17 protein-coding genes are annotated in these 22,642 nt (G+C 37.4%); 7 read left to right on the top strand and 10 right to left on the bottom strand.

Translation table 11 applies throughout. From position 1 onward, the window contains the following. Positions 1–102: 102 nt before the first annotated feature. The 5 genes from rsgA to grpE form a co-directional block, all read right to left on the bottom strand. Positions 103–1,233, bottom strand: a complete 1,131-nt coding sequence (gene rsgA, locus ACP6PM_RS24005; protein WP_426589107.1) for a small ribosomal subunit biogenesis GTPase RsgA — start codon at positions 1,231–1,233, stop codon at positions 103–105. Then, positions 1,230–1,499, bottom strand: coding sequence for a sulfurtransferase TusA family protein (locus ACP6PM_RS24000; protein ID WP_426589105.1), 270 nt, complete (start codon positions 1,497–1,499; stop codon positions 1,230–1,232). The genes rsgA and ACP6PM_RS24000 overlap by 4 nt, the downstream gene beginning before the upstream one ends. Before the next feature lie 515 nt (positions 1,500–2,014). After that, the gene (gene dnaJ / locus ACP6PM_RS23995) at positions 2,015–3,142 is read right to left on the bottom strand and encodes a molecular chaperone DnaJ (protein ID WP_426589103.1); all 1,128 of its coding nucleotides are present in this window, start codon (positions 3,140–3,142) and stop codon (positions 2,015–2,017) included. 412 nt (positions 3,143–3,554) lie between these two features. Beyond that, on the bottom strand, positions 3,555–5,618 hold the full coding sequence (dnaK, locus tag ACP6PM_RS23990) for a molecular chaperone DnaK (protein WP_426589102.1): 2,064 nt from the start codon (positions 5,616–5,618) through the stop codon (positions 3,555–3,557). A gap of 407 nt (positions 5,619–6,025) precedes the next feature. Next, positions 6,026–6,754, bottom strand: coding sequence for a nucleotide exchange factor GrpE (gene grpE / locus ACP6PM_RS23985; protein WP_426589100.1), 729 nt, complete (start codon positions 6,752–6,754; stop codon positions 6,026–6,028). A gap of 1,887 nt (positions 6,755–8,641) precedes the next feature. Between grpE and ACP6PM_RS23980 the strand changes: the two genes are divergently transcribed. The 6 genes from ACP6PM_RS23980 to ACP6PM_RS23955 all read left to right on the top strand — a co-directional run bounded on the left by ACP6PM_RS23980 (position 8,642) and on the right by ACP6PM_RS23955 (position 18,382). Next, the gene (locus tag ACP6PM_RS23980) at positions 8,642–10,810 is read left to right on the top strand and encodes a GspE/PulE family protein (protein ID WP_426589098.1); all 2,169 of its coding nucleotides are present in this window, start codon (positions 8,642–8,644) and stop codon (positions 10,808–10,810) included. 261 nt (positions 10,811–11,071) lie between these two features. Then, the gene (locus ACP6PM_RS23975) at positions 11,072–12,169 is read left to right on the top strand and encodes a type IV pilus twitching motility protein PilT (protein ID WP_426589096.1); all 1,098 of its coding nucleotides are present in this window, start codon (positions 11,072–11,074) and stop codon (positions 12,167–12,169) included. A 602-nt stretch (positions 12,170–12,771) separates the two neighbouring features. Continuing rightward, positions 12,772–13,905, top strand: a complete 1,134-nt coding sequence (locus tag ACP6PM_RS23970) for a type II secretion system F family protein (protein WP_426589095.1) — start codon at positions 12,772–12,774, stop codon at positions 13,903–13,905. An 884-nt stretch (positions 13,906–14,789) separates the two neighbouring features. After that, the gene (locus ACP6PM_RS23965; protein WP_426589093.1) at positions 14,790–15,380 is read left to right on the top strand and encodes a hypothetical protein; all 591 of its coding nucleotides are present in this window, start codon (positions 14,790–14,792) and stop codon (positions 15,378–15,380) included. A 442-nt stretch (positions 15,381–15,822) separates the two neighbouring features. Beyond that, positions 15,823–17,205 carry a lipoxygenase family protein gene (locus ACP6PM_RS23960; protein WP_426589091.1) on the top strand — a complete coding sequence of 461 codons (1,383 nt, stop codon included), beginning with the start codon at positions 15,823–15,825 and terminating at the stop codon, positions 17,203–17,205. Between the two features lie 145 nt (positions 17,206–17,350). Continuing rightward, a complete protein-coding gene (locus ACP6PM_RS23955) occupies positions 17,351–18,382 on the top strand; it encodes a catalase family protein (protein WP_426589089.1) in 1,032 nt (343 codons plus the stop codon). A 361-nt stretch (positions 18,383–18,743) separates the two neighbouring features. On the opposite strand, the gene ACP6PM_RS23950 is transcribed toward ACP6PM_RS23955, so the two are convergent. Together ACP6PM_RS23950 and ACP6PM_RS23945 are read right to left on the bottom strand one after the other, a co-directional pair. Beyond that, entirely contained in the window at positions 18,744–19,979 is a 1,236-nt protein-coding gene (locus tag ACP6PM_RS23950; protein ID WP_426589087.1) for a bifunctional sterol desaturase/short chain dehydrogenase, read from the bottom strand. 44 nt (positions 19,980–20,023) lie between these two features. Next, on the bottom strand, positions 20,024–20,176 hold the full coding sequence (locus ACP6PM_RS23945; RefSeq protein WP_426589085.1) for a hypothetical protein: 153 nt from the start codon (positions 20,174–20,176) through the stop codon (positions 20,024–20,026). 34 nt (positions 20,177–20,210) lie between these two features. On the opposite strand from ACP6PM_RS23945, the gene ACP6PM_RS23940 reads away from it, so the two are divergent. Next, a complete protein-coding gene (locus tag ACP6PM_RS23940) occupies positions 20,211–20,411 on the top strand; it encodes a hypothetical protein (RefSeq protein WP_426589083.1) in 201 nt (66 codons plus the stop codon). Positions 20,412–20,486: 75 nt separating this feature from the next. Here ACP6PM_RS23940 and ACP6PM_RS23935 read toward each other — a convergent pair whose 3' ends face one another. The 3 genes from ACP6PM_RS23935 to ACP6PM_RS23925 are packed head-to-tail and all read right to left on the bottom strand — an operon-like array spanning position 20,487 to position 22,357. Next, positions 20,487–21,212 (bottom strand): hypothetical protein, encoded by a 726-nt coding sequence (locus ACP6PM_RS23935; RefSeq protein WP_426589081.1) that lies wholly within the window; start codon positions 21,210–21,212, stop codon positions 20,487–20,489. Further along, a complete protein-coding gene (locus tag ACP6PM_RS23930) occupies positions 21,209–22,111 on the bottom strand; it encodes an AAA family ATPase (RefSeq protein WP_426589079.1) in 903 nt (300 codons plus the stop codon). The genes ACP6PM_RS23935 and ACP6PM_RS23930 overlap by 4 nt, the downstream gene beginning before the upstream one ends. Before the next feature lie 9 nt (positions 22,112–22,120). Next, the gene (locus ACP6PM_RS23925) at positions 22,121–22,357 is read right to left on the bottom strand and encodes a hypothetical protein (protein WP_426589077.1); all 237 of its coding nucleotides are present in this window, start codon (positions 22,355–22,357) and stop codon (positions 22,121–22,123) included. Positions 22,358–22,642 lie beyond the last annotated feature (285 nt).

The raw sequence follows: 22,642 nt of genomic DNA, 5'->3' as shown, positions 1-22,642 counted from the left end.
GGAGTCGATGCTGAATTTTTGACTATTGCGGATAGAGAAATAGTAGATTCATTTTATGAAGCACCTAAAACTGGTAGTCGATGCTGAATTTCTATTTCCCAGTTATGAAAATTCATCCAACTCCTCACACAAATCTTGTAACTGCTGATGCTCCACTTTCCTGGAAGAACGCCGATATTTTTTACTAGCTAACTTAGGTTCAAACTTTTGTTTACCACCCGAACTTATTTTCGCCTTCAAGTTTGACTCAGCATCAGGTTTTTGCTGCAATACCTCCTGCCGCGCGATCGCCTCCTCCAAAAACATCAAATAATATTCATACCTATCCCACTCACCCCTAACCACACAATTAGGTTCATCCCGATGTAAACAATCACTAAACTGACAACTCCCTTGCGCCAAATACTTTCGTGCTTCTGGAAACAAATACGCCAACTCTATAGGTTCGCCGTCTAACTGTGGTTGATTAAAACCCGGTGTATCTGCTAACAAACCCCCATTAGGCAACTCAAACAATTCAACGTGACGAGTAGTGTGTCGTCCCCGCGACAACTTTCCCGACACAGCACTCACCCGTAAATTCACATTAGGAATCAAATAATTAATCAAACTCGACTTTCCCACACCAGACGGACCAGAAATTACAGTAATTTTATTCCTCAGTTTTTTCCACAGAGAATTCGAGCTATTCTTTTCTACTCCCAAACCTGCTTCCGTTTTCACACTAATAAAAAACGGTTCATAACCCCACTCAGAAATTTTACTGCGCCATTCCTCCATTTTTGTTGCCGTTACAAGATCGCATTTACTCAAACACAAACATATCTCCAAACCTGTTGACTCAGCCTTGACTAAAAATCTCGTCAAAGAAAGAGGATCTAAATCTGGTTCTGCCAAAGCAAAAATTAACATAACCTGATTTGCATTAGCTATAGGAGGGCGATCGAGTTCTGTTTCTCTCCGTAAAACCTCAGCAATAGCACCTCGTCCACCCACCCAGTCCGGGTGCTCTATAATTACGCGATCGCCCACCATTACTTTTTGGCCAATTTTCTTCAATCGCGATCTACGGGTACACAGGAGAAACTGAGGTAAATTTTCTCTTGCATTTTTTACTAAGTTATGATTTTTTTCAATCTTAACTTGGTAAAAATTTGCTTGAACTGCTACAACCGTCCCTAAACAGTTATTATCACCCTCTAATATGTCACCTATTTCTGAAGTCCAATTCATGCAACCATTTCTGGGCAACGCACCTTGAGGACAAAATATTCAGATAGGTCTTTTATTTCTTCTATTTGATAACCTTCCACAATCAAACTATCAGGTACTTGCTCTATTGGTTCCCCTGGGTCTAGCCACACTTCTAAAATTTCTCCAGGTATCATCTTTTCCAGATACAGTTTTGTTTTAACAAAGTTAATTGGGCAGGGAGTACCTCGAAGATCTATTTGAGCATCTGACTTTTGTCCCTCCTGGATTTGAGGTTGAGAATCCATAGTTAAATATTTTCTCTCCAATTTTTGGCTTTGTTGCACGAATATCCTGAAACCTTATGCAGTGGAATACTTTATCTTTAAATAAAATTTTTTGATAAATACTAATTTTATCATGCTTCTACCACTTTTATGCAATCAAGCCACAATTTTTTATTATTTGTGTGGTATTAGCTTAAGTATACTACCATAATTTAATTTTAACAGAAAGTATATTTAGGTATACTTAGGTCATATTTAAGCTTCTGTTTTGGCGTTGCTAATTCTTAGCTATGATATAGATGGTACTCCATGTATAAATCTAATTCAAAATCTAGAAAAATCATACAGTAATTCAACAACGCCTCTGTTTCTACTGAAAAATTCAGGTTTAAAGCCTCTCCTTTCAGGGAGAAAAAAATTTCCTTTTAACCAATTCTCTTCTTTTTAATAAGAGGTAATTATTAATTATTAATTATTAATTATTAAACCCCTGCTAAGAACAAGTTTTTGAGAATTAGGAAAATCTCCAATATCAATCACTTTTGGTGAAATAAATTTCCCAGAAATCCTTCTAAACCTCCTTTTCCAGTCCGCTCACCTTTAATACTCGCCAATTTTTCTAATAACTCTCTTTCTTCTGGAGTAATTTTTGTGGGAATATCAATTTCAATTGTTATCAGATGGTCTCCACGACTTACCGGATTACCTAATCTCGGCACTCCCTTATCTTCCAAAGTTAAAATTGTATTTGGCTGAGTACCTGCTGGAATTATTAATTCCGACTTACCATCAACTGTATTTATTTCCAGGGAACAACCTAGAATTGCTTGTAAATAGCTAATTTTTATTTGGGAGAGAATATTAATTCCATCTCTTTGAAACTCTGGGTTATGTTTGACAGCCAGGAAAACATACAAGTCTCCAGGAGGCCCCCCCATCTTACCCGCATCTCCTTCATTAGATACTCGTAGCCTAGTACCATTGTCTACCCCTCCTGGGATAGTAATTTTTATCTTTTTCGAGACCTCATTCTGCCCACGACCTCCACAAGTTACGCATTTTTCTTCTATTATCTGTCCAGTACCGTTACATGAGGGACAAACTGATACTTGAGTGAAACTACCAAAAGGAGTTCTTGTCGCCCGGCGAACTTGACCCGTACCTCCACAAGTAGAACAAGTTTGAGGTCTTGTGCCTGGTTTAGCCCCTGAACCGTTGCAGGTTTCACAAGTTTCCAGATGCTTAATTGTCAGTTCTTTATCTCCACCAAATATAGCTTCGTGGAAGTCCAGATTCAGGTCTAAACGTAGGTCATCTCCTCTAACTGGACCTGTACGCCTACGTCCTTGAGTTCCCACTCCTCCTGAGAACCCACTAAAAAAGCTTTCAAATATATCAGCGAAACTGTCTGAAAAGTCTGTTGAGAAACCTGATGCTCCTCCTCCTGATACTCCTGCTTCTCCAAAGCGATCGAAACGGGCTTTCATTTCTGGGTCAGAAAGAATTTCGTAAGCTCGGTTTATCTCTTTAAAGCGCTCTTCTGCTCCTGGCTCTTTATTCACATCTGGGTGGTACTTACGAGCCAAGCGGCGGTAGGCACGCTTTAGTTCCTCCTTATCTGCACTACGAGAAACACCTAGAATTTCGTAATAATCGCGGGCCATAGAGCTATTTGCCTAGAATTAATAATGTTAATAAGTCTACTTTGTGATTTTATATTTTTATTTGGCGATATTTATATCTGGTTTTAATTTTGCCATCCATTAATTATCGCCTTCTACCAGTTTAGCACAGACTTATGATAAATCTACATAGGGTTTACTGAAAAAGTCTTATGGCTAAGGGTAGGGGTCAGGAGTGTGGGAAGTGTGGGAAAATTAAATATTGCCTGCCCAAAATTTTGACTTTTCAAGCGTTCTGGGCTGAAAAGCTTCCACTTTTTTCGACATAAAAAAACTAAAACCTTTATCTGTTAATGCTTTGATAGTTAATCAGTGAGCCATATCTATATCGGAACAATTATCCGTAAGTTTTTCCCCTATTTCCCTCTACTCCCTACTCCCTCTTTATATATATCTATAGAAAGGGATTTTTACCAAATTCATTCTCAGGATCTTCAGTTTTGTCCTGAATCTTGGTTGAATTTACATGGTCATTTGTAGTTGAGTTAGTATCAACAAATATCTCACTTTCTACTTCTTGAAAAGTTTCTGACTCTGGAATTTCTGGTTCTACTTCTTGAGAAGTTTCTGGCTCTGTAATTTCTGAATCCTGAAGTATCTTAGAACTTTTATCTTCTTCTGGTAACTTCAGCTTTTCACTTCCCCCTTGTTCATATAAAGTTTCACCTAAAGCAAAAAGCTGTTGCCTAAATACTTCAATCTGCTGATTTAGTTGATCGTAATTAACTTCAGTTTCAGAATTAATCAAAACTTGTTTCAACTCCTCATAACTATTACCAACTTCTGTTACTAACTCTTCATCAATAACATCACCATGTTCTTTAATAGTTGCTTCATAGTTATATAAAAGAGTATCTGCCTGATTTCTCAATTCTGCTAATAGTTTTTGTTGACTGTCTTGTTCTGCATAAACTTCTGCTTCTTGCTGCATTCGTTGAATTTCTGCTTCACTCAGACCACCTGTATTACTAATTTCAATACTTTGTTCTCTACCCGTTCCTTGATCTAGAGCCTTAACTTTCAGAATTCCATTAGCATCTATATCAAAATTAACCTCTATTTGTGGTATACCCCTCGGAGCAGGAGGAATTCCTTTCAGTAAAAATCTACCCAGACTTTTATTATCTTTAACCATTGCTCGCTCACCCTGGAGAACATGAATCTCCACAGACGTTTGTCCATCCACAGCAGTAGAATACATTTGGGAGCGACTGGTAGGAATTGTAGTATTTCTCTCAATCACCTTAGTATATATTCCTCCCAAAGTTTCTAACCCCAAGGACAGAGGAATCACATCTAATAACAAAAGGTCTTTAACTTCACCGCCTAAAATACCAGCTTGAATAGCTGCCCCCAAAGCCACAGCTTCATCTGGGTTCACGGAAGTATCAGAAGCTTTACCATTAAAATAATTACCTATTGCTGCTTGAACTGCTGGTATTCTAGTAGATCCTCCCACAAGAATAATCCTGTCTATATTTTCTGGCTTCATCCCAGCATCCTTGAGAGCTTGTTCTACTGGTTGAATCGTACTTTTAACCAAAGGTTGCACCAATTTTTCAAATTGAGCACGAGTTAGCTGGGTCTCCAAATGTTTTGGCCCTGCTTCGTTAGCTGTAATAAATGGTAAATTGATATTTGTAGTCTGGGCAGAAGATAGTTCTATTTTGGCTTTTTCTGCTGCTTCTCGCACTCTTTGTATTGCCATTTTATCTGGAGATAAATCTGTCCCTTCCCGATCTCTGAACTGCTCTACTAACCAACGGACTATACAATTATCAAAATCATCTCCTCCTAGATGATTGTTGCCAGAAGTAGCCTTAACTTCAAAGATTCCATCTCCTAACTGTAAGATAGAAACATCAAAAGTTCCCCCACCTAAGTCAAAGACTAAGATAGTATGATCTTTGTCCTGCTTATCTATGCCGTATGATAATGAAGCGGCAGTTGGTTCATTGATAATTCTTAGCACTTCTAGACCAGCAATAGTTCCTGCGTCTTTAGTTGCTTGTCTCTGCGCATCTGTAAAATAGGCTGGTACTGTAATTACAGCTTTAGTAACAGAATCACCTAGATATTTTTCAGCATCCTGCTTCATTTTTTGCAGAATCATAGCTGAAATTTCTTGAGGAGTATAATTTTTTCCCCTAATCTGGACATTTACAGTATTATCTTTACCCTGAATACTGGTATAGGGAACTTGGGAGCGTTCTTCTTCGGTATCGTCCCATCTTCTCCCGATAAATCTTTTAATGCTATAAACTGTATTTACTGCATTGGTTACTGATTGTCGCTTTCCTAGTTGACCAATTAAACGTTCATTTCCTTTACCAAATCCGACAATACTGGGTGTTGTACGTCCACCTTCTGAGTTGGAAATTACAACAGCTTTCCCCCCTTCTAAAACGGCCACACAACTATTAGTTGTCCCTAAATCGATGCCAATGACTTTTCCCATAGTGCTTCGGCGTTCTTATAGTCAAAAATCTTTATTTTTATTAGAATGAAGCTTTCAAGCTTCTGGCTTTTGCTCAGGCTTTAAAAGCAACAAAAATCTAGCTTTTTTCTTACTTTGTTAATTACGCTTTTTTTTATATCTTAATCAAGTATATTTTTCTTCAACGCTGTAAAAAAATTAGCTAATTTTGCAACTCATAATATACTTTTTTCCAATTTCTAGTAAATTTTAATTCTCCCCCAAAATCATTAGTTTGATTTGTTTAAGTTGCATCCAGAAAAAATCTTAGTTAAATTCCGACAATTGGATTGAAGTTATAGTATCTGTGTTTGTCTTGTGGCTGATTTTGGATATGTCTGAATACAACTTAAAAGCAGGATAATTCAATCAAAAATAACTAACCAGTATTAACTTTCTGGATCGGTTTGATTTTCTACTTCAGAATCTGTCGGTTCTGGTGCTGTTGCTACTTTTACCATAGCGTGTCGGAGTACACGATCGCCTAGAATATAACCTCTGACAAACTCTTCTATTACAGTTCCTTCTGGATGCTCTGTAGTTGCCTCTCGCATTACTGCCTCATGTAGATTAGGGTCAAACTCTTGACCTTCTGGGCGCATAGGAGAAACTCCTAACTTTTTCAAAGACTCTACCATTTGCTTATAGACACTCTGATAGCTTTTATGGATAGTCATTTCTCCATCATTTGCTGGTTTAATTTGGGAGCGAGCACGCTCAAAGTTGTCAATTACTGGTAAGATTTCAATAATTGTGGAACACTTGACTTGTGTATCCAACTCTTCCTTTTCCTTTTCTGTCCGTTTACGGAAGTTGTCAAAGTCTGCTCCTAGTCTTTTGTATTGACTGTCTTTTTCTTCTAGTTGAAATTGGGTAGTTTCTAACTGAGTTTGTAAGGATTCATAAGCCTCTTTCAACAGGACTATTTCTTGTGACATTGGCTCAAAATTATGCGGCTCTGTCTCTTGTGAGGCATTATCTTCAGAGACTTCTTTGTTATTCTCAACTTTTGGAGATGAATCTAAGTCTAGATTCGGCTCAACAGCAGCTTGAACATCTTGAATATTTTCATTTATTTCTTGATTTTTTGTTTCTGTAGAGGGGATCTCTCCTGCCATTTTATTCTCTCCTAATACTTAAGGCTATTACTGCTTTTTGTCTTGCTTTTTTACCCTGATTGATCATATCACAATCAAGAAGCAATACAAAAACACTGAAGATCTAACAGTGTTAATCTTAGTTTATGTTAACTATGGCTATTTTAATAGCTTTTAAATTGTTGAAATTATTAAGGCTTGAAGCACTAATAAGCTCTTGTTAGCAAATTAGGTTAAGCAATATTATGGGATTTAATTGTTTAGCAAGATATCTTTAATCCATTCTCAGATTTGCTAAAAATTACCAAACAAATCATTCCTGTTTCTATCTATCTATAATTTTTAAATCATAACAATCATAATTTCTTGAACTAATAAACTATTAGTTTCTGGGTTCTCAAAAATAAATTAAAAAATAAATCATAATACATAGTTATTCCTAACTCTTTGACGTATTCCCACCACTAAGATCCTAATATCGCTTATAGAGGGTGATTCTTGAAGGATATTAACCCTTACAGGCTACGTCAAACAGACCCTAGACACTCGCTCAAAACTGAGTTGGTGCTTACTTTTTAACCCGATTCCAAAACTTCCATTTGCATCCGCATTAATTAAATGACCATCTTTTGTCTGATATAATCCGCGATTGACTCGTCTACCAGAGAAGCTTTTTTTGACGGGATTATCAGCATTGTAAACAGTTATTCGATCGCGGTCAAGACCAGATGCAATAAATAGATTTTTAGGATTCTTCCTGGTGAACGTAGTTCAACCCATATCGTTCACAGAGAGAGGCTTTTCAGCTTGCCACGAAGGGTAAATATCGGAATTTGAACAAAGTTGAGGCAGTGCGGTCTTGGGGTCTCCCCAACAAGAATGCTTTAAAGCATTTATCTACACATTTAAGTGTTTTTTTTGACCACAATCAGTTGCCAAGAGTTGATAATTTTCATTCTCTTTGCACAATTGACATCCTCTCCGGCGGTTAGGCAGGGAAATTCATACCGAGCCGTAGCTCAGAGTTGACGCTTCATCGGGTGCTGCACCCACCCCTCTTACTCCCCTCCCGCGAGGGGATGGGGGTGGGTGAAACTTCCCTACCCGTCCGTTTAATGTCTCTCCTTGCCCACCCACGACAACAATACTATACCTTATGTCCTTCTATTTAATCAACCAAAAAGTTGCCCGCTTAAGGTCAAGTAAGGTCAAGGCGCATACCCCAATTTTTCGGTAAGAGAGATATTGATTCTCTTGAAAAAAATATTGACGAACTGTGTACAATCCAACATTAAATAAGTTTTTGGACAAGTGACACAAAGAAGTCAATACACTTTTTTCATATTTATTCAGCTTGAGTCAACAACATTTGATTAATACACTCTGATCAAGTTATCTTAGCGGAACCACATCAACTTGTCAATATTCTTGGAGGACGCCCATTCCCATCACCGCTAACCCCAAAGGCTATAGTGGAAGTCCCCTGCACGTAATTTTAGATGGCCTTATGTTGTTGGCAAATATTGCACCTTAGGCTAAAGCCTTACATTATACCGAATCATGGCAGGATCGAGCAAAACATTTTCCTGGTCTAGATTTTTGTTAGTGATAGCTAATTGTACCTACTATATCGAAAGATGGGAAAAGTTTTTCTATGATTGCTAAAATTGTTACAGTAGTCTGGTATTTGCTGGCCTAATTGTTTCATTTGCGATTGAGATTTAGAAGGTAGAATATCCTTATTGAAGGTAAAAAAGCTAGTGAAAGACTGGAGTACATAAAAAATTAAATCAGGAAAGTGCAAACAAACATTTAAGGAGTAAATAAAGTTAACAAGTTATTAAGCAAGTGTAAATTTTCTCAAAAACTTAGGGAATACTTAGATTAAGGAGAAATTTTTTATCAGCCATGGCCCAAAGCTCTTCACGCAATTCGCGCACCGCTATAGTTGCCCTCAGTCATCTCTCTCCCTTCGGGAATAAACTGGTTCAAGCTGGCTATGTCAACATCGAACAGTTCCAAAAATGCCAAGTTGAAAGCCGTAAAACGGGTAAATCACTGACAGAGCTACTGGAAGCTCTAACAGGACAACGTTTACCCCCGGAATTACTCAGGCATTATAAAAAGCAACAGCTATTTGAGTTAATGATTCTCCATGGTGTAGCTGCTTTTGACCCAGAGATTACTCAAATTCCAGCACAACAGGTATGTTATTTAATTGACAAGGTAATTCCAATTGAAACTTGTCGTCGGAATCAGATAATACCATTATTTAGTCACGAAACTCATCTGGCAAATCAGGCTGTCCAGACGGGGAGTATGAGTCAACAGCAAATGCTGAAGGCTTTAGCTCAAAGCAGCAGCTCACAGGGTAAATTAATTGATAACTTAGAAAAGTTTGCTGGAGATCCCCTGCCATCAAATCTGGTGAGTGATTATGAAAAACAGCAACCTTTTGTGATGGTGGCAATGGTTAACCCTGATAATCTTCAAGCTTTGGATGAGCTAAAAAATATCTTGAGGCATCGTGGATTAATTTTGCAACGCTTGGTCATTACTCAAGAAGATTATCAAGATTTAATCAACTATTACTTAGAGGAGCAAACCAAGAAAGATGCTGCTGCTGCCAAAAAGGCAGAACAAAAAGAGTTAGAGTTGGAATCAGGCTTTTTTGAGAGTGCTGATTTGGAGGATGCAGCAGATGAGACGGGGGTAGAGGATATAGCAAAAAGCCTCTCTGAAGCCGAAGATGCTCCTGTTATTAAGGCTGTTAACGTTATTTTAGTTAAAGCACTGACTGAGGGAGTATCTGATATTCATGTAGAACCCCAAGAAGAATTTATTCAAATTCGGATGCGTAAAGATGGGGTTTTACAAGAGTATTTTCGGTTTCCGAAAAAAGTTATTCCTGCTATTACGTCCCGCTTCAAAATTATAGCCAATCTAGACATCGCTGAAAGACGACAAGCTCAAGACGGTCGTATCCGTAAGGTCTTTAAGGGGCGTACTATTGACTTCCGAGTAAATAGTTTACCTAGTCGCTATGGTGAAAAAATAGTTTTGCGGATTTTAGATAGCTCTAGTACCCAACTGGGGTTGGATAAGTTAATCACAGACCAGGAAACTTTGGGACTGGTTAGGGAAACTGCTGGTCGTCCATTTGGATTAATTCTAGTGACAGGACCAACTGGTTCTGGTAAGTCTACTTCTCTATATTCGATTTTGGCAGAACGAAATGACCCAGGGATTAATATTAGTACGGCAGAAGACCCGATTGAATATGCTTTGCCGGGAATTACTCAATGTCAGGTGATCAGGGAAAAGGATTTGACTTTTGCTAGTATCCTGCGGGCGTTTCTACGACAAGACCCGGATGTTTTGCTGGTGGGGGAAACGCGAGATAAGGAAACGGCAAAAACGGCAATTGAAGCTGCGTTAACCGGACACTTGGTTTTGACAACCCTACATACTAATGATGCTGCCGGAGCGATCGCTCGTCTTGATGAAATGGGAGTGGAATCTTTTATGGTTTCTGCTGCTTTGTTGGGTGTGGTGGCACAACGTCTGATGCGTCGAGTTTGCAGTCAATGTCGAATAGAATATAAGCCTGAACCTGATGAGTTTCGTCGTTATGGTTTGGTTCCTTCTCAGGAGGAAGATTTTACATACTATAGGGCAAATACTATACCAGTTGAGGAACGGGAAAGTTTAGCAGAAAGGGGAGAGTTATGTAGGAAGTGTAATGGTATTGGTTATAAAGGTCGTGTGGGTGTTTATGAGTTTATGAAAATTACGGAGCGGTTACAAACTTTAATTACTCAAAGAGCACCAACGGAACAGATTAAAGAAGTTGCAGTAGAGGAGGGGATGAAGCCTCTGTTGCAATATAGTCTGAATTTGGTGCGAGAAGGTCATACAACTTTTGAGGAGGTGGAACGGGTAACGTTTACTGATTCTGGTCTGGAGGCAGAAATGAAACGCTTGGCTAAACAAAATCTAATATGTAAGTCTTGCAATGCTGAATTGCAGGCAGAGTGGTTAGATTGTCCTTATTGTATGACACCCCGCTTTGAGTAAGAGTGGCGGGTTGGTGAATAAAAGTATGATTTTACAGGAGTCAGGAGTCAGTCATCAGGAGTTAGAAAGTAGCTTTTTCCGGGCTAGGAACGAGGGGAAATAGGTCTGAAAATAACATTATATTAGGAATTTCATACCTTAACTTCAGCAACACCTTATTTTTTTCTTCTGTCTGTTTAATTCAACCAAGCCTTACCTATTATACACCTCAAGTTAAGTTGCCAATGTCGTTAAAACTAAGTAAAAAGGGAGATTGAATTTATGTCTTTTATGATTGAGGATGTTTTGGAGTCTCTTGTCGAACAAGGGGGATCTGATGTTCATATTCAAGCCAGAGCACCTATTTTCTTCCGTATCAGTGGACAGTTGACTGCTCAACCTCAGTTTGGGGAAAATCTAGAGCCTTTAGAAGTACAAAATTTGATTTTCCAGATGCTGAATAATATGCAGCGTAAGAATTTGGAGCAAAACTGGGAGCTTGACAGTGCTTATGGGGTAAAGGGGTTGGCTCGTTTCCGTCTGAATGTTTATCGGGAACGGGGTAGTTGGGCAGCTTGTATGCGAGCGCTGGCTTCCCAAATTCCTAATGCTGATAAGCTTGGGGTGCCAATGATTTTACGGGAGTTGACTGAGCGACCTAGGGGACTGTTTCTGGTGACTGGGCAAACTGGTTCTGGAAAAACAACTACTATGGCGGCTTTGCTAGATTTAATTAATCGTACCCGCTGTGAACATATTCTGACTGTGGAAGACCCCATTGAATATGTGTTCCCCAATGAGAAAAGTTTGTTTCACCAACGGCAAAAAGGAGAAGATACTAAAAGTTTTTCTAATGCTCTCAAAGGAGCACTTCGTCAAGACCCAGATATTATTCTAGTTGGGGAAATGAGGGATTTAGAAACTATTTCTTTGGCTTCTAGTGCAGCAGAAACAGGTCACTTGGTATTTGGGACACTTCATACCAATAGCGCTCCTGGTACAGTAGACCGGATGTTGGATGTTTTCCCACCAGAACAACAACCTCAAATTAGGTCACAGTTGGCTAACTCTATTGTTTGTATTTGTAGTCAAAACTTGGTGAAAAAAATTGGTGGCGGTCGCTGTGCTGCTCAGGAAATTTTGATTAATACTCCGGCGATCGCTAACTTGATTCGAGAGTCGAAAAATTCTCAACTTTATTCTCAAATTCAAATGGGAGCTAAGTTGGGAATGCAGACTATGGAAATGGCTCTGGCTAAGTTATATAAGGAAGGAAAGGCTACCTGGGCTAATGTTATGGCTAAGGCAGTTAAACCGGATGAATTGGAAGCTTTAATTGGTCCAGAGCCTAAGGAAAAAACTAAGACTAAGGCTCGTTAAAAAGGTTATAAGTGGTAGGTTTTAGGTTTTAGCTAACCAGGTTTTCCTCAGCTACTTAAAACCTGACACCTAATACTGTTTTACGGAAGTCATGCATCAAGTGCGTAATTTTGAGGTCTCCATTTCCTGCGGAAACGCTCCGCGAACAGAATGTAAGATGCACATCTGACAGTCAAAAGTCAAAGGTAATATTTTATAGAATCAATATTTTGACGACAGAGTAATTTCCTGAAATTACTTTACATTTTAAAGTTGGAAACTATTTGTGACATCTTTAAAGTGAATTGGTATAAGTACCTCGACAGAATTAATTTAATATTTTAGTTGAGGTAGGCAACTGTTAATGAAGTCATAAGTTTTTTTGTCAGGGGAATTGTGAATAACCCTCCAAAAACATTTCCTCTTCAAAAGTCTGGTTTTAGAGACAATTATTTTAATAAAGGGAATATAGTCTATTAGTAAATAGACAGCAAATACACAAATAATTTTGTCTACTTAATTAACAGTTTTTTTAAACTTAAAACCTTGAGTTAAAAATTTAATTCCTAATACCAAAAACTTCAAACTTAACACCTTAATAAATAATACAAGGAAGAAAAAAAATGGCTGGTAATATAGCTAATAAAAAACCTCAAAGTAGCTTAGAAAAACGGTTAGAGATAATAGAAGAACAAATAAATGTTGCCCTAGCATCGGTGACAGTGAAAGATTTATCTATTTTTGCCCGTCAGTTTGCTGCAATGTTTAATGCTGGTGTGCCGATGGTTAGGTGTCTTAAAGTTTTAAAAGACCAAACTTCTAATGCCAAGATTAAATATGCGATGAAAATGATTAGTGCTGAGGTTGAAGAAGGAACAGAGTTGTCAGAGGCAATGAGAAAACATCCTGCGATTTTCGATCAATTATTTTTGAGTATGGTAGCTGCTGGAGAGGTGGGTGGTGTACTTGATGAAGTGCTGGAACGTTTGGCAGTTATGTTGGAGAAAAATGCTAAGACAATTAGTGAAATTAATTCGGCTATGTCTTATCCAAAAACTGTTATGTTTATTGCTCTGGCAGTGTTTTTTGGTATGACAACTTTTCTGTTACCAACTTTTGCTGGTATTTTTGAGCAAATTGGTACAGAGTTGCCAGCTTTTACTGTGTTTATGTTAAGTATAAGTGAGTTTTGTAGGACTTGGCCTCCTATTCCCCAAGTAACAACAATAGGAGTAATTATTGCTATTTATATTGCCTATTCAACGGCTTATAAAACAGATGCAGGTAGGCTGTTTTTTGACAAAATTTTCCTCAAGCTGCCTATTTTTGGGGATATTCTTGAGAAGTCGGCGGTAGCTCGTTTTTGTATGATTTTTGGTACTTTGACTCGTTCTGGGGTGCCAATGTTAAAAGCTCTAGAAATTGTAAGAAATGTAGCAGGGAATGAGGCGATCGCTCAGTCTATTGAGTATGCAAGACAGGAAATTCAAAGTGGGGGTATGATTAGTTTGGCTTTACAGGAAAAGAACGTTTTCCCTTCTCTGGCGATTCAAATGATGGCTATTGGTGAGGAAACTGGTGAATTGGATGGGATGTTAATGAAGGTGGGAGCTTTTTATGAGACTGAGGTCGAGGAAGCTGTGAAGTCTCTCTCAAGTATGTTGGAACCGCTAATGATTGTAGGTATTGGAGGTATGGTTGGTTCGATTTTGATGTCTATGTATTTGCCTATGTTTGCTGTGTTTGAAAATCTATAGTTAGGAGGACCGAGTCAGGAGTTAGGAGTTAGGAGGACCAAGTCAGGAGTCAGGAGGGAGCAGAGGAGGAAAAAAAATAGATCGGGAGAAAAAGGAGGAGAAAGTTTTTTTATAACTAATTAAGCAGACATGATATTAGGTGGGAGATTTAATTTAATGTTTTTTTATGAGACTTATTGACTGAATATCTCCCAAAATCTTAAGTTTAAATAGGGTCTGCTGAAAAAGTTTTTGGTTCTTTAAAGGAACAGGCAAAAGTGTTTTTGAGGTTTAAGTTAAGTGAAACTTTTCACCATAAGAGTTCAACTTGTACATTAGTTTTGAAGGGTTCATCTAATATCCCATTGAATACTTATAGCGTTTCCCAAGATTGTGAGGTACAGTTATCTTTTTATCTTTTTATTCCCTGTTTCCTGCTCCCCGTTCCCAGTTAAGTTTTCCCTTAAACCTAAAATTTTGTACTTCACCAGTATGGGAATTTCTATATTATTAAAAAATAGTAGGGAAATGGGGTATTAGGGAATCAAGAGATTAGGCATTCTTCAAGAGTGAGGATAGCTTTTTCACTATTAATTAGACAGACTTTTTCGTATATTATATAACTGGATTTCATATAAGTTCTTAACTTACACTTGAGTGGTAAATAATTGTTCTTAATATTTTGATGAATTCAGGTTAAAAACTTATTCATTCAGCCCTAAATAAACTACTAGAAAAAGTAATAAATGAATCTTTTTCTGGGATTTTTATGATTTCAGAAAACTGTAAGATAGATCTAATTTTTTAATTCTTTGTTTTCAATCTGAATTCAAATTGAAATTGACATTATTCCCGATTGCTTTTTCCTTATTTTAAGTTAAATATAATAGAATACTAAAATTATTATGGTTGTAAAAAAGTCAGATTATGAAGCTTTGCTAGCAGAATATAGTAACTCAAGGGCTGCAATTGCACTACTTAAACAATATAGATTGTATTTGGAAATGGTGCCAAGTTTACGTCGGCCAGAAGATAGTTTAATTACTATTCCTTTGCCAATTATTCGGTTACGGGAAAAGGGTGATGAATCTGGGAAAACTGTTCCTCTACCCTGTGATTTAGGGATTTTTATGTGTGACCCGGAATGGAAGGTTAAGACTGGGGTAGAAATTTTTGTTTTTATTTATAGACCCCAGGAAGATTTTTCCGATCTACTTAGTCGTTGGCGAGAAACTCAGGTTTTATTAGATCGGGAATATGAGTGGGTAATGCCTCAAGGTTATAAACATATTTATTCTCAAGAGGCGGAGGAAATTTATCCTTTATTTGTTTTATTTTCCGAAACTCCAGAAAGAATTAAAAGAGGATTGATGGGAGCAAATTTACCTTTTGTAATTCAACCAACTTATGATTCGATAGAAATGGAAATTGAGGAGTCGAATGTTGAGATGGAGAAAATTTTATTTCAGATGGATGATGAGGTTGATGATATTTAGGGTTTGCTGAAAAAGTCTTTTTAAGGAGCGGGGGAGTAGGGGATTCATTAATGGATAATGGATAATTATCTCTCCTTTTAGGGAGAGGATTGACTAAAATAATAAATATTTATTTTTTTTCCCCTTTATTGGGGAGGCTAACAAAGCTGAATTATCTAATTATTTAATTGTTTAATTATTAATTATTCCGGTAATTTTTTGCCCAACTATGGGTCAGAAATGCTAACTTTTTGAGCATCAAGAGCTGAAAACCAGGTACTTTTTCCAGACCTAAAAATGCTAAAACCTTTATCTGTCAATGGTTTTACATTTGATCGGTAAGCCCTAATTATAAAGTTAAAGAAATAAGAAAGATAAACTAGGTAAGAGTATAGTAGGTAATAATTGTAACATTCTCGATCGTGATAATTTTTGAACTACCAGAAAGAATAACTAATTAACCATGAACCAATCATCGAGTAATCCCAAAGTAAGGTTTAAATACTACGGTACCCCAGGAAAGGACTTTGCCAGATTTGATGTCAATAGTCCCTTACCTGAAGAAGTTGAACCCACCCCCAGATATGAAGCTCATCTTGGCTTGCAAATTTTCCCCACCTTGCCTTTAATTCCTCTATTTAACTGGGCCTTTTCAGGATTAGCCAAAAAGTTTGGCTTCCGCAGCATGATAGGTTCCTCCTTGCAGACTTGGATGCCTGCTAACTTAAGTCGGCTGCGTCCTGATAAGTTCAGCGATGAATATTTTGTGGAACGGCGTTTAAATGGATTTAATCCGGGAAAATTGAAGCGTGTTGCAGAGCAGGAATGGCAATATGCCGTTCGCTACAATACCGGACGCTATCAAGTCGAACCCGGAGGAATACTCCCTGAATATAGTGAAGCTCGTTTTATCCTGCGCGACCGTTCTCTCCACGTTCACTCTATAGAATATTCCTGGAAAGAGCAAGTTATTAATTGTTTTCCCACAGATGGCCAATACTGGGAAGATGCAAAATATTATTTTCGCAGTGCTGAATACGTCTTTCAGGAAATTCAGTCCCATTTGGGACGGACTCACATGAATATGGATCAATATGCAATGGCATTTTATCGGAATGTTATCAAGAGTCCTATTCGGGAGTTACTATGGCCTCACTTTGAAGGCTTAATTAGTATCGACAAGAAAGGGGCATCCCTGATTATTGGGAATAGTGGCTTTATCCCGGAAGCCTCTGCTTTGGATTCAAACAGCGTGGACGGGATTCTCGCAGAAGAAATCGCTATTTTGAATTATCACTGGTCTCCAGCAAGACAGGCTCTCCCCGATCCGATTGATAATAATTATTTCGATCCCGCTGCCCTTGCTATGTGGGAGTTACTAGAAAAATATGTTTCGGAATTTTTCGTTAATAATCAGCAGGAAATTCAAACCTATTGGCATGAAATTGAGGATATGTCTAAAGATTTAGTCGCTCATTCAATTTTCCAGCCCAAGGAAAAATTAGCAATTAACGACCAAAAAGATTTGCAACAGCTTTGCGTTTATATTCTCTACCACTGTACTTTTTTCCACTCTTGGGTGAATAATAAACAATATGAAGATGGTGGAGATATTGAATATGCGGCGATCGGGTTGTGGGATGAAGACGATCCTAACTATGATGCTAAAAAGGTTGAAAAACGACATAATGCTCAAGTTAAGTTAATGTGGACTTTAGCAAATGTTCATTATAATCCTGCCATTGAATTTGCTCCTCTTCCTCTGAAAAAACTACTTTGGGAATATCGCGATCGCATCGAACCGGGAATTCCTCTAGAATGGATTATGATGAGTATCAATATTTAGACCTCTCTGGAAAAGAGGGAGTAGGGAGTAGGGAGTAGGGGGAAATAATTGATGATTTATGTACGATAATTGATTTGATTTTTGATTATCGGAGATGTCTAATTTAGAAGAAAGCGCCAATATATTTTTCAGAATGGAGAGATTGATGAAAAAAATTTGGGACAGTATTCTGTTCTGTTTTTACTTAATTGGTGCCTCGTTACTTTTTATGTTGGCAGCATTTACAAATAAAGGACGTGCAACTCATAAATATGGTGTGGGTGGTGCTGGAACTTTGAAAGTGGTCGATCGCCCGGAATTTCCAGAACATGAGTTTTGGGAACCAGGAAAAGTTTTTCCCCTACAAATTCGCCATGGTGCGGTGACATTTGAGGATGATGCAGCAATGGATCTTCGCAGTGCTTCTCTCAAACTCAGCGATCGACCAGAGAAGAGTCCACTCGATATCATTATGAATACGGGACCGCGCACATTTCGAGATATCATTGAATTTTGGAATTTTACTTTGGCATCGATAAGCGATCGGGGAGATGACGAACCCGTTAGTTCTAAGGGACTTGAGGCTTATTGTCAAAGAGAACCTATCTTTAAAGAAATTTTTGCCGAAACCCTGCGACGTGCCCCTGACTCTTTTAGTCAGATGTATTATTACTCGAAGTTGGTAAATTACTTTAAAGCAAAAGATGGAAAACTCAGATATGTTAAGTATCGCTTAATTCCCGAAGATCGGGGAGTAGATTCTGGGGTTATATTGGGAAGCGATCTGGAAAAGCCTTGGTTGCAAAAACGGCTTCCGGAGGAGACAAGACCTATTGATTATCTCCGCAAGGAATATATTGAAAGATTAGCAAAACAACCTGTAATTTTTCATCTGCAATTGCGTTTGCATGAGGAGATTCAAGGAGATAAAACTGAAATTTTTACGCAGGAGCGAGACTGGAGGGAGGAAACTTCCCCTTGGCTCGATTTAGCAACAGTGAAAATCGAAAGAGCGCTATCTTTTGCAGAAACGGAGAAACTCTCTTTTAATATTGGCAGGCAACCAAATTCTTTAGGTGCTGTGGAGGGGTTTTCTGCCAAAAATCCTAATTCTGTGAATGCTGCCCGTGTTCGGATTTATGGGTTATCTCTGGCAGTAAGAAGCTTTTTATATAATAAAAACAACGAGTTTAAGTAGGGTTTGCTGAGAAAAGCAGAGTTTGGGGAGAGTGGTTATATGAGGGTTTGGTTTCCCAACCCCTATGGTAATGTTTTCTGATTTTTTTTGACGCTATGAGGGGTCAGACCCTAAACTGCAACGTTATAGTTATTGAAATTTTTGGATGACATAAAATCCGGTGATATAATATACGTTCATAATTTTATCTCTCCTACTGCCCAAACTATAGCAATCCTAAATAGGTTGTAATATCATGTCAGGATAATCAACGATCAAAAAGTTTTTGTTTGTAGTTGGGCTTTAGCCCTATCTACAGTTCGGGCTAAAGCCCAACTACAAGCTTTAATTATAACTATTCAACCGGAGATGATATAAGATTTTATCGTAGGGGTGCAGTAAATAATTTAAAGTAGGTAGAAACGAAAAATTCTTTGATCGGAATTGCCACAAAAGTTAAAGGATTAATTGTGACAATAATTGTTCTAACGTCTGCTTTTGCTAATTTTATTATTTGTTTTGCTACCCAGTCAGCAGACATAATTCCGACGGGATTCAAGTTACTTTTAAACGGACCTAATATTAATTTTCTAATTACACAAGGAGCATCTAATCTGCGTAATGTAACTAAATCTCCAAGGGTTCTTTTTGTGAGTTCGTAAAGGGGACTAAATGCTGGATTAACTTCAGCTTCAGAGGTATTTACCCAGACTTCTTTACAGGCAATATCAGAATTTGTTCTGACAGTTTTGAGGAATATTTCTAACATTCGCCAGCTAGAAAATGTGTTGATTTCGTAGGATTTAGCGATCGCTTCTGCTGTCTTTTCTCCATGTACGTTAATACCATGGTTTAGGACTAATATATCTACTTTTTCAAATAATTCTGCTAATTTTTCTTCTTGACTTATTTGCCAAGTTATGGTATTAACTTCCAAGCTTTGACCGTCTATGTCTAAGATAATGGTCTGGTCTTTGGATGTCAAAGCAATAATTTTGGCCCCTGCTTGATGAAGGTGTTTCAGGAGACTTTGGCCTAAACTGCCCGAAGCTCCTGTGACGGCGATTGTTTTGCCTTTGAGGGAAAGTGCTGTACCCATGAGTTTATCTACTAAGGTGAGGGTTCCGCAAAAATAGGCATTTTGGTTGTCAAAGTGGTGTCGCCAATGGTAGGGACGATTTACAAGCCAGTTTGCTGGAGGCGTTAAAAATGCACCGGGAAGATGATTGAGGTCTGTAAGTTGGTCAGCATTGGGAATACCTATGGCACGAGCGATCGCTGGAAAGGAAAAAGTTAAGGTATAAGTAACACCTGCCAGAGTTGCCCCTTGATAGGAAGGCATCCAGACAAAAAATGAAGCCCATAATAGCATACCAAAGGTTAACATTACCACAGATTCTGGTATATCGTGATACCAAGTAGCTTTTTGATACATTTCTGTACTGACAGTAGTTAGGTCTGGACGGAAAACGCGATGGTGCCAAGCATGCCATTTATAGAGGGGCGACCAAATATGAGAAACTACATGATAAAGGTCTCGTATTAGTTCGGCAAAAAATATGGAACCGAGAATTAGAGAAATATTAATTATCCAAGGATTAAGTGGGGAAAATTGCATTAGGTGTACTACCAAATAATTAACAAAACTAAGATAAACATATTTTAGAGTAACTGGCATGACAAGCCTAAAAATGTAGGTTGGGTAGAACGCAGTGAAACCCAACAAAACCCTATTGTTGTTGGGTTTCGTTCTTCAACCCAACCTACACTTATTGCACCATAACTAAGATAAACATATTTTAGAGTAACTGCCATGACACGCCTAAAAATGCAGGTTGGGTAGAACGCAGTGAAACCCAACAAAACCCTATTGTTGTTAGTTGTTAGGTTTGTTGTTGGGTTTCGTTCCTCAACCCAACCTACAGTTATTGCACCATTTTATATGTGTCAGTCTAGTAACACTATCAGGACTTACGCAGTACCGCTATATATGGCGTATAGTTTGGTCAATATTCCCGATGTTTACACTATCATTAGTGCCGTTGCGTAAGTCCTGACTATTATCAATTATCACAATTATCAGCTATTAATTTAAGTTTTCCCTCAAGCAAACGAATTTTTTATATCACTCCTGATGAGAATTAGTATAATTTGAAAAAGATAATTCTTTTTTAATCATCTGGCAAAAATCTATAAAATATTGAAAGGTTTTTAAATGTTCTGGTTCTGATGTAAATCTGTTAATTAATTCATCTAAATAGGATTGACTTTGAGCGTCTCTTGGATTTTTTTTACTATAGTGAGTATTCTTAGCTACAAATATTTCTTTGAGATATGAAAAGTGAAATTGTGCATGATTATAATCTTGACTATAATTACCCATGAATTCTGGGTCTTTGAGGGATACATCATAATATTCTGCATAATCTGAAAGAGGTTTTTCTAGAGGTTGTCTGGAGTCGAACATTTTTTTATTACCTAATAGCCAAGTTTCGATACATCGGTTTTGAATAATGGAAATAGGCTTAACTTTTCCTAATTTTAACCGCAGGTCGTTTTCGACAATAAAATTTTCAATTTCTTGTCTTTTGCTTGCGACTGTTTCTTCCTCAGCATCAAGACAAATTACTAGATAATTATATTTGTCTGTTTCTTGAATTTTTGCAATGGCATCGGGAATATATTCGTGAATAATTGAAGGATAACCACTAGCACTAACTAAACAGTAATTATTGCGATTAACTTGATGATAAAATTTTACTTTAGTTAGTTCGGGTAGAAGATGTTTCAGCCAAGATTCATAATTTTTTTTCTCTGTGCTTCTGCCTTCTAAAAGGAAATAAATATTCATTCTGCTTCTACCTCTTCAGGAGATTCTTCAAGGATATTAATTAGGTCGATAAAACCTTGATGTCTAGATTGGGAAATTCCTAGTTCTTCAGGTTGTTTTACTTTTACTATATTGCCTTGGCGAGTGACAATTTTCCAATATTTATTTCCGATATTATTGATGATGTATGGATGGTGGCTAGTAATAATAAATTGTAGTCTAGGATTTTCTAAGATTAAATCTGTGACACTATCAATACAATTTACTCCTAAACTATTTTCAAATTCATCAATTAATATTACGCTCCCTTCTGGAGATAAATATAATTCGCTGATGTACATTAATGTTTTGAGCATTCCTGAAGAAATAGCTTTTTGTGAAATCCAATCAAAAACTCCTTTTTCTTTAAAAGAAATGGTGGTTTCTTTCGTAATATAACTGAATGGCTCAGGAATTTCATGATCGGTAGGTGCAAATTCTACTTTAATGTCTTCTACTGTATCAAATATTTCCATAAATATATCTTTGATTTTGTTAAAAATTTCTGGTAAACATCCATAAGCTAAAGGGAATTTCATAAAAATAGGAAGATCGGTGTCTTTAAGATCGTTTGGGGAGTCAACTTGAAATCTTTCTAATATAGAAGTAGATGTTTTCCAAATTATTTCAAAATCTTTTTCTGGACTTGTGAGTATGATTTTATTAAACTCTTCTTTTAGAGGGCTAATCTTTTCTTCTTGGTTCAGTAATTTTACAATACTTTCAAATGGTGATAATTTGGGAAGTTGGTTACCTTCAAATATAATTTTTTCTGAATCTCTTTCAATAATAACTTGCCCATCTTTAGAAAGATGTTCAGAAATGATTTTAAACTCATCTTCTTCATCCCAATCATTTACTTTTCTTCTCAATCCTTCCACAGTTTCAAATTATCCTTGCCGCCAATAGTATGATATATTATTTTTGGTTAGAAAAGTTATATTCCAGTACACTCCATTTAATGATTCACCATTAGCAATCCCTTTTAGAGACAAAATTAAACGAATTATTTGAGTTTTTCCCGCACCAGAAACACCAACTAACAAGTTAAGATTAGGCGAAAATTCAATGGGTTTTAGATACCAAGATTGTGCGCGATCGCCAAATTCTAATTTTTGGATTTTCATTTTTTATCTATCTAAAATTATTTGAGAAATTATATCGTGTTGAAGACCTCTCCCCCAACCCCTCTCCTGCAAGGAGAGGGGAGAATATTCCGCCCCCCTTCCCTTGCAGGGAAGGGGGTCGGGGGGTTAGGTTTTTAGCCCACATTAATTATTCAAATTTGACGAATATTTCCACTGTTTTATGGCAAAAATTCAATAAGTTTCAAATCCAAAAATTCGGAGCGATCGCCAAATTCTAATTTTTGGATTTTCATTTTTCATCTATCTAAAATTATTTGAGAAATC

The sequence above is a fragment of the Dapis brunnea BLCC-M229 genome (assembly GCF_050015995.1).
GTDB lineage: Bacteria > Cyanobacteriota > Cyanobacteriia > Cyanobacteriales > Microcoleaceae > Trichodesmium.
This window is presented reverse-complemented; position numbering and strand designations above follow the sequence as displayed.